The 15,651-nt window shown below is 63.4% G+C and carries 11 protein-coding genes; 10 read left to right on the top strand and 1 reads right to left on the bottom strand.

The features are described 5' to 3' along the window. Positions 1–202: hypothetical protein (locus T370_RS25760; protein ID WP_211250533.1), on the top strand; the 202-nt coding region annotated here is incomplete at its 5' end. Between the two features lie 183 nt (positions 203–385). Further along, a complete protein-coding gene (locus T370_RS0118015) occupies positions 386–1,780 on the top strand; it encodes an SLC13 family permease (protein ID WP_029436567.1) in 1,395 nt (464 codons plus the stop codon). A gap of 350 nt (positions 1,781–2,130) precedes the next feature. Here the strand turns inward: T370_RS0118015 and T370_RS0118020 are convergent, their stop codons facing one another. Continuing rightward, positions 2,131–3,858: a sigma-54 interaction domain-containing protein gene (locus tag T370_RS0118020; RefSeq protein WP_248604283.1), complete on the bottom strand. Its 1,728-nt coding sequence runs from the start codon at positions 3,856–3,858 to the stop codon at positions 2,131–2,133. Between the two features lie 657 nt (positions 3,859–4,515). Between T370_RS0118020 and T370_RS0118025 the strand changes: the two genes are divergently transcribed. From T370_RS0118025 to T370_RS0118060, 8 genes are all read left to right on the top strand, one after another. Then, on the top strand, positions 4,516–5,514 hold the full coding sequence (locus T370_RS0118025; RefSeq protein ID WP_029436569.1) for an NAD(P)-dependent oxidoreductase: 999 nt from the start codon (positions 4,516–4,518) through the stop codon (positions 5,512–5,514). An 11-nt stretch (positions 5,515–5,525) separates the two neighbouring features. Continuing rightward, complete coding sequence (nhaC, locus tag T370_RS0118030) at positions 5,526–6,935, top strand: Na+/H+ antiporter NhaC (protein WP_029436570.1); 1,410 nt, start codon at positions 5,526–5,528, stop codon at positions 6,933–6,935. Positions 6,936–7,122: 187 nt separating this feature from the next. After that, a complete protein-coding gene (locus tag T370_RS0118035) occupies positions 7,123–8,286 on the top strand; it encodes a pyridoxal phosphate-dependent aminotransferase (RefSeq protein WP_005024736.1) in 1,164 nt (387 codons plus the stop codon). Positions 8,287–8,304: 18 nt separating this feature from the next. Continuing rightward, on the top strand, positions 8,305–9,984 hold the full coding sequence (locus T370_RS0118040; RefSeq protein ID WP_029436571.1) for an FAD-binding protein: 1,680 nt from the start codon (positions 8,305–8,307) through the stop codon (positions 9,982–9,984). 105 nt (positions 9,985–10,089) lie between these two features. Then, positions 10,090–10,317, top strand: a complete 228-nt coding sequence (locus T370_RS0118045) for a 4Fe-4S dicluster domain-containing protein (protein ID WP_005024738.1) — start codon at positions 10,090–10,092, stop codon at positions 10,315–10,317. 10 nt (positions 10,318–10,327) lie between these two features. After that, a complete protein-coding gene (locus T370_RS0118050) occupies positions 10,328–11,347 on the top strand; it encodes an amidohydrolase family protein (RefSeq protein WP_029436572.1) in 1,020 nt (339 codons plus the stop codon). A gap of 362 nt (positions 11,348–11,709) precedes the next feature. Beyond that, complete coding sequence (locus tag T370_RS0118055; protein WP_029436573.1) at positions 11,710–12,678, top strand: hydroxyacid dehydrogenase; 969 nt, start codon at positions 11,710–11,712, stop codon at positions 12,676–12,678. Positions 12,679–13,078: 400 nt separating this feature from the next. Beyond that, on the top strand, positions 13,079–15,574 hold the full coding sequence (locus tag T370_RS0118060) for a 2-oxoacid:acceptor oxidoreductase family protein (RefSeq protein WP_029436574.1): 2,496 nt from the start codon (positions 13,079–13,081) through the stop codon (positions 15,572–15,574). Positions 15,575–15,651 lie beyond the last annotated feature (77 nt).

The raw sequence follows: 15,651 nt of genomic DNA on the forward strand, positions 1-15,651 counted from the left end.
CCCCCGGACCCCCACCTCCCACCTTCCCAAGACTTTCGACTGGTGGGGAGGCGGCGCGCAGGGAGTCCGTTCCGATATAAAGTGGAAAAAGACCTTCCTTTGCGCCACCGAGAATACCCCCCATCCTTCACTATCCCTCCAAGCGTTTTCTTCGGCGGCAAACCGCTGGGTCAAGGGGCGGCTCGCGCCTTGCGGAGTGTAGAGGCAGCGCCTCTGCCGGGGTTCCCAGGGGCGGAGCCCCTGGGCCTACCCCCGCCGCGCGGGACAGGCGGCTGCATCGGTTTGCATTTATTGAGTGGTTCATTTTTACACCATCTTGCCATCAACGCGCGGGTTGCGTTATTGTTTTCACAAATATCGGCAGCCCTGCTACAAGGACGCCAACATGACCACTTCCCTGCGAAAAGGCTGCATCGGCCTTGCCATCCTTCTGGGATATTTTCTGCTGGTTTCCCTTCCATGCCCCGACGGGCTGTCACCCAACGGCAAGCGGGCCATCGCCATGATGTTCGCCGCCGTACTGATATGGGTATTCGAGATACTGCCCGTCGCCGTCGCCTCCGTGCTGTTCGCCGTACTGCCCGCCGTGGCGGGCATCCTGCCTCTGCCCAAGATGATGCAACTGTTCGCCACGCCGACGATCTTCTTCGTGTTCGCCATGTTCTGCATCGCCATCGCCTTCCAGAACTCCGGCCTGAGCCGCCGCATCGTCCTGTGGACGAGCCTGCGATCCAAGGGTTCCCCGGTGCGCCTCCTGCTGCTCCTGATGATGGTCTGCGCGCTGCTCTCCACCATCCTCGCGGACATACCCGTCGTCGCCATGATGCTGCCCGTGGCTGTCCTGCTGCTCGAAAAAAACGGCTGTGTGAAGGGAACCAGCAATTTCGGCAAGGCGGTTATGCTCGGGCTGTCCATCGCCTGCCTCATCGGCGGCGTCGGCACCCCGGCGGGAAGCGCCATGAACATGCTGACCATAAGCCTCCTCCAGAGCACCGCCGGCGTGCACATCGGGTTCTTCGAGTGGACGGCTATCGGGATGCCCATGGTCCTCGTGCTCACGCCGCTGGCGTGGTGGCTCGTCATCCGGGCCTTCCCCCCGGAAATCGGGCGACTCGCGGGCATGGATCTCGTGGAGCGGGAATACGCCGGACTCGGCGGGCTTGGGCGGAGGGAAAGCGTGTTCATCGCCGTGCTGGCCGTGAACTTCATCCTCTGGAGCACGGAAAAGCTGCACGGCATCCCGCTGCCCGTGGCGGCGGTCATCGGCTGCGCGATCTTCTCGCTCCCGGCCGTCGAACTGCTCACATGGGAACAGGACAAGGGCCGGATCGGATGGGACAGCCTCATGCTGATCGGCGCGTCCAACGCCCTCGGCATGGCTATCTGGGAAACGGGCGGCGCGGCGTGGATCGCCCATGCCTGTCTCGGCGGCGTCGCAGGTATGCCGCTTGCAGGTGTTATAGCGGTGATTTCCCTGTTTACCGTGGTTATCCACCTGCTCATCCCGGTGAACACCGCCATCGTCGCCGTACTCCTCCCCGCGCTGGCGGCCCTTGCCGGGACCATGGGCGTCAACCCCGCCGTCCTTGCCATACCGATGGGCTTCAGCGTGTCGGCGGCATTCCTGCTGCCGCTTGATGCGGTCCCGCTGGTGACCTACCCCGCCGGATATTACAGGATGTTCGACATGTTCAAGCCCGGGTGCCTCATTTCCGTGGTCTGGGTCGTGGTCATGACCCTCGTCATGTTCGCTATCGCCGTACCGCTTGGGCTGCTGTAGAGGAGAAAAGCTGAGGGGGCTCCTCGCCCCCTCAGACTCCCCCGGCAGGGGAATGATTCCCCTTGCACCCCCGGACGGAGGGAGCGGGTCGTGCGGGGAGTCCCTTCGGATTGAAGGCAAAAGAAGGGAGCACCAGCAAGTTACGCAAACGTGGCCTTATTCCGGGGAAAACTGAGCGGAATCCCACTTAGAGCATTTCCATTTTGCGAGTGCCATATTCCAAAAGATAACAATGAACACAAAAGCCTTTGGAAAGGGCGAGGCAGGCGCGAACTACGCCGGCAGTTGGAGAGGAGAGCGTTGCTGAAAAAACTCCTCCTTCCCAGCTGCCTCTATATCCTTCCAGAAACTCATCTGCCCTCACGTCGGCCCGACGGCCTGACGATGCCCATTTTCTTCATCTTCTTGCGCAACGTATCCGGATGCACCCCGAGTAGTTCACCCGCGCCTCTCGGGCCGTGGATCTTCCCGCCCGTACGGTCTAGGGCGGCCTCGATATGTTCGCGTACCACGTCATCCAGTGAACGAAGCGCTGCTTCGCTCCGAAATTCCGGAAAGCCTGATGCCGCCCCCACAGACGCCGCTCCCGTCTTCTCGGATAGGCGCGCCTCACCACGTCCGGCGGCGTTGTCCGGCCTGTGCTCCCGGCCCGAGCGAGACGGAACGGGCCCCCCCGCTTCCGGCGGCATCCCCTTTTCCATCCACTCCGCAAAACAGCGCCGCACCAGTTCCCGCACCCGCCCCTCAAGCGCCTCGCCATGCTCCGGCGCGGAACGTCCGGGAACGGCACGTTCCAGAACGGGCTGGAGATAGCGATCGAGCTTGAGCTTGCTGTTGTAATCCAGAATCACCGCCCGCTCCACGAGGTTTTCCAGTTCCCGGACGTTGCCGGGCCAGTCATATTGGAGGAGCCGTTCCGCCGAATCCGGTTCGATGCCGGAAATAGGGGGCAATCCCAGGCGGCGCGTGGCCTTGTCGATAAAGTGCCGGGCCAGCGGGAGCAGATCCTGCAGCCGCTCACGCAGCGGGGGGACGGAAATGGTAAACACATTCAAGCGGTGATAGAGATCCTCGCGGAACGTACCCTCGCGCAGCATCTTGTGCAGATCTCGGTTCGTTGCCGCTATGATCCGAACATCCACCGGAATGGAAGTCGTGCTGCCCACACGCTCGACCACATGGTTCTGAAGGGTCCGCAGGAGCCGCACCTGCGCCTGAAGGGAAAGCTCCCCGAGCTCGTCGAGAAACAGCGTGCCGCCGTTGGCCAGCTCAAATTTGCCCCCCACAGCGCAATGCGCCCCGGTGAAGGCCCCTTTCTCATGCCCGAACAACGTGCTGTCCATGAGCGTCTCAGGGATGGCCCCGCAATTGACCTTGATGAAGGGCTTGCCCACGCGCTGCGATCTGGCTTGGATCGCGTTGGCGACAAGCTCCTTGCCCGTGCCGGTTTCCCCGAGGATCAGCACCGGCGCATCGGTCCCCGACAGCTTGCGCACCGTTTCCATGACGTTCCTGAGCCCGCCCGAAGTGCCTATGAGCTCGGCGGGCGCGTCGTCCTCGTGTGGCGACTGCGAGGGCGTATCGTAGCCGTGCGCGGAGAAGAACCGCTGCACCTCCTCCTCACGGAGCACCTTGACCAGCGCGAAGCTCAAGGGAATCGCCAGCAGGCCCAGCCTCCGCTCATGCTCCTCCGTGAAACACCCCACCTCCGTCCCAATGAGCCGCAACAGCCCGAGCGGCGCACCCGCCCCCTTGAGGCAACAAACCAGATGCGCTCTCGGCCTGTTTTCGATGAACTCCCGCAAGTCGTTGTTCACGCTCTCGGCGGTCCGGACTTCCTGGCTGTTGGGGATGGCATTGACGCCCCCGGTCAGCGAAAAGGCCCTAAGAAACATGGTCTGCTCGCGGGAAAACGGAATGAACCGCCCGAGGAAGTGGATGCCGCCGTCGTGGATGAAATGGAGTTCCAGCAGGGACTGCGAGGAAGGCAGAAAATGGTGCATGACCATCCCTTCCAGCGGGAACGTCTCTTTCAGGAGCTTGTAGAACGCGATGAGCGATTCCCTGACGTCCGGCATGGCCAGAATCCGTGTGGATTTGTGAAAAAAAACACTATCCTGATACGCATCCGGCATATAATCCTCCCTATCGGCCTATAGTCCGATTTCTGCGCCGGATTATAGGCTTATTTTCCGCATATTGTCACATCCCAAAAGTCTTTTCTTGTAATCACCAAAAATAAAACAGTTTTTATACATGGCACGGAACTTGTTATATCAAATACAAAAAGAAACACATGTGTCTCTCAATGGCCCAGTAACGCGTCATCAGGCTTCCGTTGCTCTTCCGTATGGATGTGCCTTCGTATCGCACTGTCCATAGTATGAAACGGAACGGATATATTAAAAAATACATATATGCATATCTGTATTCGTTCTCCACTTGCATGAACGGAATAGCGATATGCTGGAAACAGGAAGCCTTTTGCTGCTATCCTGTATCGCCTCTCCCCAAAGCCTTTACCAATCCGTATCTCCATGCCCGCATCGGTTCATGGAGAAGAGGGATGTTGCGCCATCCGGCATCGTAAGGACCTTCTGCAACAAGAAGCCCTCACGCCGGACGCGGGTCCGGCGCGCCGCAATGCCGCATGGATTCCGGGGAAACCGTTTCCCACGGAATGCCGTCTTTGAAACGGCACCGTTTCAAGGAAATTCCGCTCCAGGGAGGATACAATGACTCATATGCTCAGTCTGCTCCCCAAGTCGCGTTTCGAGGAAAGCGGCGTGGAGATTCCCGGCGGACTTGCTTTTCTTGCCGACTACAGGCCAGACGCCATCGCGGAGGCCTCTGCGGGCATTGAAGGCCTCTTCATGCCGCCTTCGCACCCCCGCCTCGACGCCGATCTGCTGGCCCGGCTCGGCTCCGTGCGCATCATCCAGACGGCAGGGGCCGGATTCGACAGCGTGGACCACGCGGCGGCGGCGAAGCTCGGCCTCATCGTGTGCAACTCACCGGCACAAAACGCGATCACCGTGGCAGAGCACGTCATCGGGGCGGTGATCTGCCTCCAGCGCGAGCTGGCCTACGCGGACGAGACCATCAAGTCCGGCGCCTATGCGCAGGCACGGGAACGCATCCTCGACCGGGGCGCCTGCGAACTGTTCGGCGCCACCGTGGGCATCGTCGGGCTCGGCGGCATCGGCCGGGCGCTGGCCCCCCGCCTTGCGGCCTTCGGGGCAACGGTCGTGGCCTCCGACGTCTTCTGGCCCGAGGATTTCGCGCAGGAGCACGGCATCCGGCGCGTCAATCTCGACGAACTGTTCGCCGTCAGCGACATCGTCACCCTGCACTGCCCGCTCATGGACGCCACGCGCGGCCTTGTGGACGCGGCGCGGCTCGCTTCCATGAAGCCCGGCGCGATCCTCGTCAACGCGGCGCGCGGCGGCATCGTGGACGAAACGGCCCTTGCCGCCGCCCTCGAACGCGGCGTCATCCGAGGCGCGGCCATCGACAACTTTGAAAGTGAAATCCCTTCGCCCGGCAATCCCCTGCTCCGGCTTTCTCCGGAAGCGCGCCGCCGGGTGCTGTTCTCTCCCCACCTCGCGGGCGTCACCCGCGCGGCGTTCGCACGCCTGATCCGTCAGGCCATCGGCAACCTGGAAAACAGCCTCCGGGGACTTCCCCCGCAGTTCTCCGTCAATGGGCTCTCGTCCATTCGCCCATCCGCATAAGGAAAGCCGGCATGAACGACAAGAAGACCGTAAGCTTCGGTATGGCTCTGGCGATTATCTTCCTTCCCATTCTGGTCATCCTTCTCGGCGGGCTCGTCCTGCGCGTGGGGTTCCTCGTGCCGCTGATGCTCGCCACCATCACGGCCTCGCTCCTCAGCATCATGGCGGGGTTCACCTGGAAAGAGGTTGAAGCCTGTATCGTCAACGGCGTGCACCGCATCATCATCGTCACCTGTATCCTCTTCCTCGTGGGCACGCTCATCGGGGTCTGGATTCAGGCCGGTGTCATCCCCCTGTTCCTCTACTGGGGCCTGAAGCTCCTCTCGCCCTCCATGTTCCTCGTCAGCACGGTGCTCATCTGCGCGGTCTTCTCGCTCATGACCGGCACCTCCTTCGGGACCATCGGCACGGCGGGCCTGGCCCTGCTCGGCGTGGGCGAGGCCCTCGGCTTCCCCACCGGGCTCACCGCCGGGGCCATCGTGTCCGGCGCGTACTTCGGCGACAAGATGTCCCCGGTTTCCGACACCACCAACCTCGCCTCGGGCATCACCGGGACCAACATTTTTTCCCACATCGGCTCCATGCTCTACACCACCGTGCCCGCCACCCTCGTGGCCCTCGGCCTCTACTGGTACCTCGGGCTCAACTACAGCGGCGGAGCCATGCCCGATCTGACTCCGATCACCGACGCCCTCTCAGCCAACTTCAACCGCTCGTTCCTCCTCGCCCTGCCGCCCATCGTGCTGGTGGCCCTCGCCATCCGGGGCATCCCGCCGCTGCCCACGCTCGTCATCGCCATCCTCGTCGGCGTGGTCTGCGCCTTCGTCATTCAAGACGGCATGACCGTAAAGGGCATGTTCAAGGCCGCCACCGACGGCTACGTTTCCCAGACCGGGCACCCGCTCGTGGACAAGATCCTCTCCCGAGGCGGCCTGACCAGCATGTCCTTCGTGGTCTTCCTGCTGCTCATCGCCATGACGCTCGGCGGCATCCTCGAAGGTACCGGAGCGCTCGGCGTGGTCGTGGACCGCATGACCCGCTCCGTGACCTCCCCCGGCGGGCTCATCCTCGCCACGCTGGTTTCCTGCTACCTCATGACCATCGGCACGGGCAACGGCATGCTCTCCATCATCGTCCCGGCCCGCGCCTTTGAAAAGAAGTTCCGCGACATGGACATCCAGTCGCGGGTCCTCTCGCGGACGCTTGAAGACGCCGTCACCCTCGGCATCGCGCTGGTGCCGTACTCCATGGCCGCTTTCTTCATCGTCGGCGTCCTCAAGATCGACGCCATGCAGTATATCCCCTATGCCTTCGTCAACTGGATCGTCCCCATCTTCTCCCTCACCTACGGCTTCACCGGGTTCGCCATCTGGAAGATCAACAAGGATGCCGGCAACTCGCCCGCCGAATCCGAAGCCTAGCCGCCGGGGACTCCCTGCGGGAATGCGGCCTCCGCAGGGCCCCGGCTTCAACCACGCAACCCCATTCCGGGCATAAGCGGCCCCGGAGGAGCCTCCCCTGCGGAGCACGGCTCCCCCGGCAACGGGAAGCCGTTCCCTAAAAACGGCACGCCCCGCCGGGGCCGCCCGGAACAGCAAAGGAACCCTTATGGACACGCAAAGATTTTCACGCATCGCCAACGGCCTCAAGTCCGCTTCCATCAGCTCCGTCACCCAGACAGCGGACGCCCTGCGCCGTGAGGGAAAGGAAGTGCTCGTGTTCAGCATTGGCCGCCCGGACTTTGACACGCCCGAGCACATCAAGGCCGCCGCCAACGACGCGCTGGCCAAGGGATTCGTCCACTATACGCACAACCGGGGCATCCTGCCCATGCGCGAGGCCGTGGCCGCCTACCTCAAGCGCCAGAACGGGCTGGACTACGATCCCAAGACCGAAATCATGATCACCGCCGGGGCGCAGGAAGCCCTCATGCTCTGCACTCATGCCCTGCTCGATCCCGGCGACGAGGTGCTGGTGCCCTCGCCGGGCTTCCTCCTCTACTATTCGAGCATCCCCATGCTCCATGCCGTACCCGTGCCCTACGTGCTCAAGGAACCCGACTACGACTGGGACGGCGCACCCGTCAGCGACCGGACCAAGCTCATGATCTTCAACAACCCCAACAACCCCACGGGCAAGGTCTTCTCCGCAGAAGAAATGCGCGACGCCGCCGACTTCGTGAAGAAGCACGATCTGCTCGCCATCAGCGACGAAGCCTATGACCGCCTTCTCTACGGCGACGCCAGGCACCGTTCGCTGGCCGCCGAGCCCGACATGCGCGAACGCACCCTCCTCGTCGGCTCGCTATCCAAAACCTATTCCATGACCGGCTGGCGGCTCGGCTACGTGGCTGGCGCGCCGGAACTCATCGAGCGCCTGGCCCGCCTCCAGCAGAACTACATGCTCAGCGTGACCTCCTTCGCCCAATACGGCGGGGCCGAAGCCCTCAACGGCCCGCAGGAATGCGTGGAAACCATGCGCAGAGCCTTTGAGGAACGCCGCAAGGTCCTCATCGAAGGGCTGACCGGCGCGCCGAACATCCGTTTCAACAACCCAGAAGGCGCGTTCTACCTGTTCATCGACCACCGCGACACAGGCCTCGACTCGGTGACGTTCTGCAAGCGCCTCCTTGAGGAGCAGCTTGTGGCCTGCGTGCCCGGCGACGACTTCGGCCCGTCCGGCGAAGGCCATATCCGCATTTCCTACGCCACCAGCACGGAAAACTGCGCCGAGGGCGCGCGCCGTATCCGCGCCTTCCTGAACAACCTCTAGAAACAAGGAGCCATTGCGATGCAAACCCATCGTCATCAGGCGGACATATTGATCATCGGCGGCGGCGTGTGCGGCCTCAACGCGGCCCTCACCGCCCGGGAGCAGGGCCGATCCGTCATCGTCATGGACAAGGCCGTCATTGAGCGCAGCGGACACATCGCGGGCGGCATCGACCATTTCCTCGCCTATATGAACACCGGCGCGGAATGGGACACCCGCGAAGCCTACCTCGAATTCACCGGCAAAAGCGCCCGGGGCGTGACCAACATCGACGTCGTGGATTCCGTGTACTGTCAGGAACTCCCCCACGCGCTCAAGCGTTTCGAAGAAATCAACTGCACCCTCCGCCAGCCCGACGGCACCTATTACCGCACCAAGTCCTACGGGCAGCCCGGCCCGTGGTGGATCAACTTCAACGGCAAGAGGATGAAGCCTCTCCTCGCCAAGGCCGCCCGCAAGGCCGGGTGCGCCGTGCTCGACCGCGTGGTCACCGCCGATCTGCTCACCAACGGCGGTACCGTCTGCGGCGCGGCGGGCTTCGATATCCGCACGGGCGATTTCCATATCATCCGCGCCGGGGCGGTCATCATCTCCACGGGCGGCACCAACCGCCTCTACAGCAACCCTTCCGGCATGAGCTTCAACACATGGATGTGCCCCGCCGACACCGGCGACGGCGAAGCCATGAGCCTGCGCGCGGGCGCGGAACTCGCCAACATCGAATTCCTGCGCATGACCGTGGTGCCCCGCAGCTTCAACGCCGCCGGGCTCAACGCCCTCTCCGGCATGGGGGCCGTGCTCATCAACGCCAAGGGTGAAGCCTTCATGGACCGTTACCACCCCCTCGGCATGAAGGGCCCCCGCTACAAGATGGTGCAGGGCGTGCTCAACGAAATGCGCGAAGGCCGCGGCCCCGTGTACATGGACTGCCGGGGCATCGCTCCCGAAGCCCAGAAGCATCTCATCGCCACCCTTTCCTGCGACAAGGATTCGTTCAAGGACTACTTCGAACAGCTCGGCATCGACCTTACCACCACCCCTATGGAGGTGGACACCTCCGAAGGTATGCAGGGCGGGCCCAACGAAGTCTGCGGCAGCGGCGTCAAGATCAACAAGGACTGCGGCACCAACGTGCCCGGCCTCTACGCGGGCGGCAACGGCGCCGACCAGTGCCGCAGCCTGCACATGGCCGTCACCAGCGGCATCCATGCCGGACGCATGGCCGCGCACTACTGCGCCTCCCTCGCCTCCGCCCCCGAACCGGACGAAGCCCAGATCCAGCGTATCCACGAGCGCGTCTACGCGCCCCTCGATCCCGAACGCTCCATCGGCTGGAAGGAATTCGAAATGACCCTCCAGCGCATCCTCACCGAAGGCGCGGGCCCCTGCCGCACCGAAAAGAAGCTGCTCCGCGCCAAGGAAAAGCTCGAACAGGTGCAGGCCGCCAGCGGGCTCGTCGGCGCGAAGGATCTCCACGATCTCCTCAGGCTCCACGAAGTCCACAACCTGCTCACCATCGGACGCTGCACCGTGGACGCGGCCTTGTACCGGCAGGAAAGCCGGTTCGGGAACTGCCATTTCCGCGAGGACTTCCCTGAGCAGGACGACGAACGCTTCCTCGGACAGGTGGTCATTTCCGCCGAATCCGACGGCAGGCTCAAGCTCGAACTCCGCCGCACCGACAACCCGTATGCGTAACAGCAACGCGGAAGGCCGCCCCCCAGCGGCCCCGCTCCGCACAGTACGCCCCCCCCCATCGGGGCCAAACGCTCCGGCGACGGAGCCCTTTTCCGGAGGCCATCCATGCCCGCCATGATCGACACGAAGACCTGCACAGGCTGCGGAAGATGCGACCGCTCCTGCCCTCTGGACGTCATCTACTACAACAAGGACGAGAAAAAGGCGGAAATCCGCTATCCCGAAGAATGCTGGATGTGCGGTTCCTGCCGCCAGGAATGCCCGTCCGGGGCCATCACGCTGCGCTTCCCGCTGAACACGCTCTACAACGCCAGCAGCAACCCCTACATGTAAGGAGCCGTCCATGTTGTATATCGACGCCTTCAACCACATCCTGCCCAAGAAGTATCAGGCCGTCCTCGAACAAAAGGTGCCCAACCGCGACATGAGTTCCAACCTGTCCCGGTACGCCGAAACGGTCCCCACACTGCTCGACCTCGACGCCCGTTTCCGGCTCATGGACAGCGTGGAAGGCTACATGCAGGTGCTCACGCTGGCGGCCCCCACGGTGGAATCCGTCGCCTCGCCCGAAGTCGCCGTGGATCTGTGCCGCTTCGCCAACGATGAAATGGCGGAACTGGTCGAAAAGTACCCCGACCGCTTCGCCGCCGCCATCGCCGCCCTGCCGCTCAACGATCTCGACGCCAGCCTTAAGGAAATCGACCGCGCCATCCGCGATCTCCGCCTGCGGGGCATCCAGATGTACAGCGACGTAAACGGGATGCCGCTCGACGCCGAGGCCCTATACCCCATTTACGAAAAGATGGAACGTTACAACCTGCCCATCCTTATCCATCCCAAGCGCTCGCCCGCCCTGCCCGACTATCCCGGCGAGGAAAATTCGCGCTACCGGGCGTGGACGAAGCTCGGCTGGCCCGTGGCCTCCTCAATGGCGATGTTCCGGCTGGTCTACGGCGGGGTCATGGAACGCTTCCCCAACCTCAAGATCGTCACCCACCACTGCGGCGGCGTCATCCCCTATCTTGCCGGGCGCATGGAGTGGAACGACGACTTCAACGAGATGCGCATGGGGCACAAGGACATCCTCTTCCCCCACAAGCCGCTCGAATACTTCCGCCGCATGTACTACGACACCGCCAACAACGGCTATCCCGCCGGGCTCCGCTGCGGCATGGATTTCGCGGGCATCGGCAAGCTCGTCTTCGCCACAGATCTCCCCTTCTGCAACCAGAAAGGCCTGCGCCTCATCCGCGACTCCATCGCCGCCGTGGACGCCCTCGATCTCGCTCCGGGGGATCGCCGCAAGGTTTTCCAGAGCAACGCCGTGGATCTCTTCCGGCTGCCGTTGAGCACGTTTGTGTGACGGATGATGAGGAGACGCGACGTGCCGGGGAAGGGAAAACCCTCAGAAGAGCGGGGAACACCCGCACAGGTTATCCCTCCCCCCGACCGCCCCACCCTTCCCAAGACTTTCGATTGGTGGGGAGGCTGCGCGGAGGGAGCCCTTCCATGTGGGACAGGAAAGCCCCACGGACAGGGCTTAACCCCGTCCGCAACGTAGCATCCAAGAACATTTTCAAACCGAACCTGTGCCCTCCCACACCCCAACCCGGCGGCCTGCTTCCCCCTATGGCCGCCGGGGGCTTCTCCCGCGCCCCGGCTCAGGGAGCGCGCGAGAAGCCCTTTTCCCCAACGTCTTCCATAAACGGGAAAAAGGAACGCCCGATGAAGAAGCATACCATTTGCCTAGAAGCCCGCCCCTTCGCGGCCTTTTCCGACGAACAACTCAACCGTCTGACCGCCCGCCCGGATGTGGAGGTTCTGGACTGCCGGGGCGGCGCTGTGGACGATCCCGCCTTCATGGGCCGCCTCCAGAGCGCGGACATCGTGATTTCCGGGAACGATCTCCATCTCAACGCCGCTCTGCTCGACGCCCTGCCCAACCTCCGCTGCGTCGCCAAGCTCGGAGCGGGCCTCGACATGATCGACATACCCGCCGCCGTCGCCCGGGACATCATCGTCTGCAACACGCCCGGGGCCAACGACGTGGCGGTCGCGGAGCACACCTTCGCCCTGCTGCTCGGCCTGCTCCGACAAGTCCCGCGCTGCGATGCCGGGATGCGCGGCGGCAAATGGGAACAAGGCGCCATCCTCGGGCGCGAAGTGCAGGGGCGCACATTCGGCATTGTGGGCATGGGGGCCATCGGGCGCTGCGTGGCGTCCATCGCCCAAGGTTTCGGAGGCCGCGTCACTGGTTTCGACCCCTACTGGCCGGAAGCCTTCGCCGCCGAACGGAATATCGAACGCCGTGATCTCGACACGCTGCTCCGCGAATCGGATTTCGTCTGTATCCACTGCCCCCTCACCCCGCAGACCGAAAACCTTATCGGTACCCGCGAACTCGGGCTCATGAAGCCCTCCTCCGTGCTCGTCAACATGGCACGGGGCGGCATCGTTGATGAAAGCGCCCTCTATGACGCCCTCACCGCCCGCCACATCAGCGGGGCCGTACTCGACGCCTTTTCGCAGGAGCCGCCCTCATCCATGCCCTTCGCCGCCCTGCCGAATGTGCTCCTTTCGCCGCATGTCGGCGCGTTCACCGAAGAAGCCCTCGAAAAGATGAGCCGCATCGCCGTGGATCAAGTTTTCCAGTTCCTCGACGGCGAGCGCCCAATGCACATGAACGTGAGATAGAGGATAGGAGGCGAAAATTGGAGGGGGGAGGCCGCCATCCGGTCGTCTTCCCCCCTCCAAACTCCCCCTCTCCCCCTCCCAAGACTTTCGGCCTTATCGAATCCCTGTTCACAGGTTTACTTGTAGACAGAGAACGATAAAGGTAATGGCAAAAGGCAAGACGTCGACAATGTGCCTGACGCAAGACGATGCGACACCAGCGCATTCCGCCTTTCTCCAAGGAACAATTGAAAAATATCCCAAAAGAGAAACTCCTGACGCCGACGGAGCCGTTTCACCGTAGTGAAACGGCACTGCCGGGGTCCGGGGGGCGGCTCGCCCCCCGGGCAGGGGGTCAAGGGGGGCTGCCGCCCCCCTTGCCGCCGGAGGCATCCCTCCCAACCTTCCAAAGGAAAACGCCATGAACGAAATCCAGCAACTGTGCGACGAGGCCGCAGGAACCAATAAAGTCCTGCAAGGAAACATCGCGTTCGCGGTCGGCTGCGTGCGCGCGGGTATCCACGCGGCGGACGGTTATCCCGGCACGCCAAGCACGGAGGCCATCGACAAGGGCCTGTCGCAGGCACAGGACAGGATCACAGTGGGCTGGTCCGTAAACGAAGCCGTAGCCGTCAGCGTCGGCGTGGGACACGCCATGGCCGGGCGCGACTGCGTCGTCACCATGAAAATCCCCGGCCTCTATCAGGCCTGCGACGCCTTCACCAGCGTTTCCTGCTACATGCAGCCCAAGGGAGCGCTCATCTACTACATCGCCAGCGACTTTACCCCAAGCTCCACACAGCACGTCATCGATCCCCGCTACCTCTTCAAGAGCTGCTTCGTACCCGTGTTTGAGCCGCGTACGCATCAGGAAATGCACGAGGCGGCAGGGCTGGCGGCTGACATCTCGCGCACGCACCGCACCCCGGTCGTCATCCTCGCGGGCGGGCTCCTCTGCCACAGCGAAGGGCTGGTCAAACTCGCCGAACAGCATACGCGCCCGCTCGCCGAAGTCGGCCCGCTCGCGCTCCAGCACGCCCTGCCCGGCATGGCACGCATCTCCTACGATACCGTCATGGCGGAACGTATGCCCGGACTCGTCCGCATGGTCGAGGAATCGCCCCTCAACATCCACTATAAGGGAGCGGGACGGCGCGGGGTCATCACCTGCGGCGCGACCACCCTGCTCATGCGTGAATACAAGGAACGCTTCGATCCCGATCTCGACATCCTTTCAGTAGCCTTTACCAACCCGCTGCCGATGGAGCGCATCCGGGCATTCTGCGCGTCCATCAAGGGTGAAGTCAGCGTTATTGAGGACGGCTACCGCTTCATACAGGAAGCCTGCCTCGCGGCGGGGCTCGACGTCAGCGGCAAGGACGCCCTCAGCCCCGTGACCGAATGGACGCCCGAACGCATCGCCGCGTTCCTCGGCAGGGAAACCAAGGCTGGGACGCCCGCGCCTTCCGTACCCCGCCCCCCCATGATCTGCGCGGGATGCCCCTACCGCCTCGCGGCCCTGCATCTCGGCAAACTGCACAAGCGCGGGGACATTGAGGCCATTTTCGGCGACATCGGCTGCAATACGCTGATCAAGGGCCTCAACGCCCTCGACGTGAACCTGTGCATGGGCGCGAGCGAGGCTATGCGTATGGGCTATGTCCTTTCGAAGCCCGAAGCCGCCGCCCGCTGCGTAAGCATCATCGGCGACGGCACCGAATGCCACAGCGGCATGGACGCCACCCGCAATACGGTGTTCCGCCAAGTCCCCGGCCTCAAGATTGTGCTCGACAACGAATGGATCGCCATGACCGGCGGACAGCCTTCGCCGTCCTCGCCCTGCAACCTCGCCGGGCAGCCCAATGCCTTCCGGCTTGACGAGGCCCTCAAGAGCCAAGGCGCACACGTCATCACCGCCGACGCCTACGACAAGGCGGAAATCGAAGCCCGCGTGGAAGAAGGGCTCAAGCTGGCCGCCGAAGGCCTCTTCGCCATCCTGATCATTCGGGGAACATGCATCCGCAAAGTCCCGGCCTCGGCCTACGGGCAGAAGCTCGCCGTGGACAAGGAGCTTTGCCGCAAGTGCGGACGCTGCCACATCTGCCCCGGCATCGAGGCCTCCGAAGACGGCACGCCCAGCTGGAACAACCTCTGTTCCGGCTGCGTATCCCGCACGCCCGCCTGTCTCCAGATGTGCCCGTTCAAGGCCCTTTCCGTCGCGGGCTCCAACACGGAAACGGCTCTCGAAACCGTCACGCTTCCCCATGCTCCAGAGGTCATCGACGTTCCTCCCGCCGATTCCTTCCGGCGTCCTCCCCGCCTGTCCCTCGCCATCCGCGGCGTGGGCGGGCAGGGGAACCTGTTCTTCGGCAAGGTGCTGGCGCAAGTGGCCTTCCTCGCCGGGTACGACGACCGCAACATCCTCAAAGGCGAAACCCACGGCATGGCGCAGATGGGCGGCCCGGTGATCAGCACCTTCGGTTGTGGCGAAGTGTTCAGCCCCGCGCTCGTGCCCGGGACCGCCAACGTCCTGATTGCCATGGAAAAGGCCGAAGTGCTGCGCCCCGGCTTCCTCGATCTGCTGGAACCCGGCGGGACCGTGCTCATGGCCGATACCCGCATCCTGCCGCACGGCCTGAAGCCCGAAGCCTACCCTTCCGACGAGGCCATCGCCGCCCAGCTTGAAGGCTACCGGGTCGTGAGCGTCGACGTTTTGAGCATCGCCCTCAACCTCGGGGACCCCAAAGGGCGTTGCGCCAACGTAGCCATGCTCGGCGTGCTCAGCACCCTGCCGCCCTTCGACGTCGTGCCCGAAGCCGTCTGGCTGCAAGCCCTCAGGGGCATCTCGCGCAAGCCGGCGCTCTGGGATCTCAACCATGCGGCTTTCATGGCCGGTCGCGGGATGCAGAAAGGTTGATCGGGAAGAGGAAAAATGTGGGGGAAGGGAGGGACCCTTCTGGAGAAGGGTCCCTCCCTTCCCCCACATTTTTCCTC

Origin of the sequence: Bilophila wadsworthia ATCC 49260, assembly GCF_000701705.1 — a bacterium.
GTDB classification, from domain to species: Bacteria; Desulfobacterota; Desulfovibrionia; order Desulfovibrionales; family Desulfovibrionaceae; genus Bilophila; species Bilophila wadsworthia.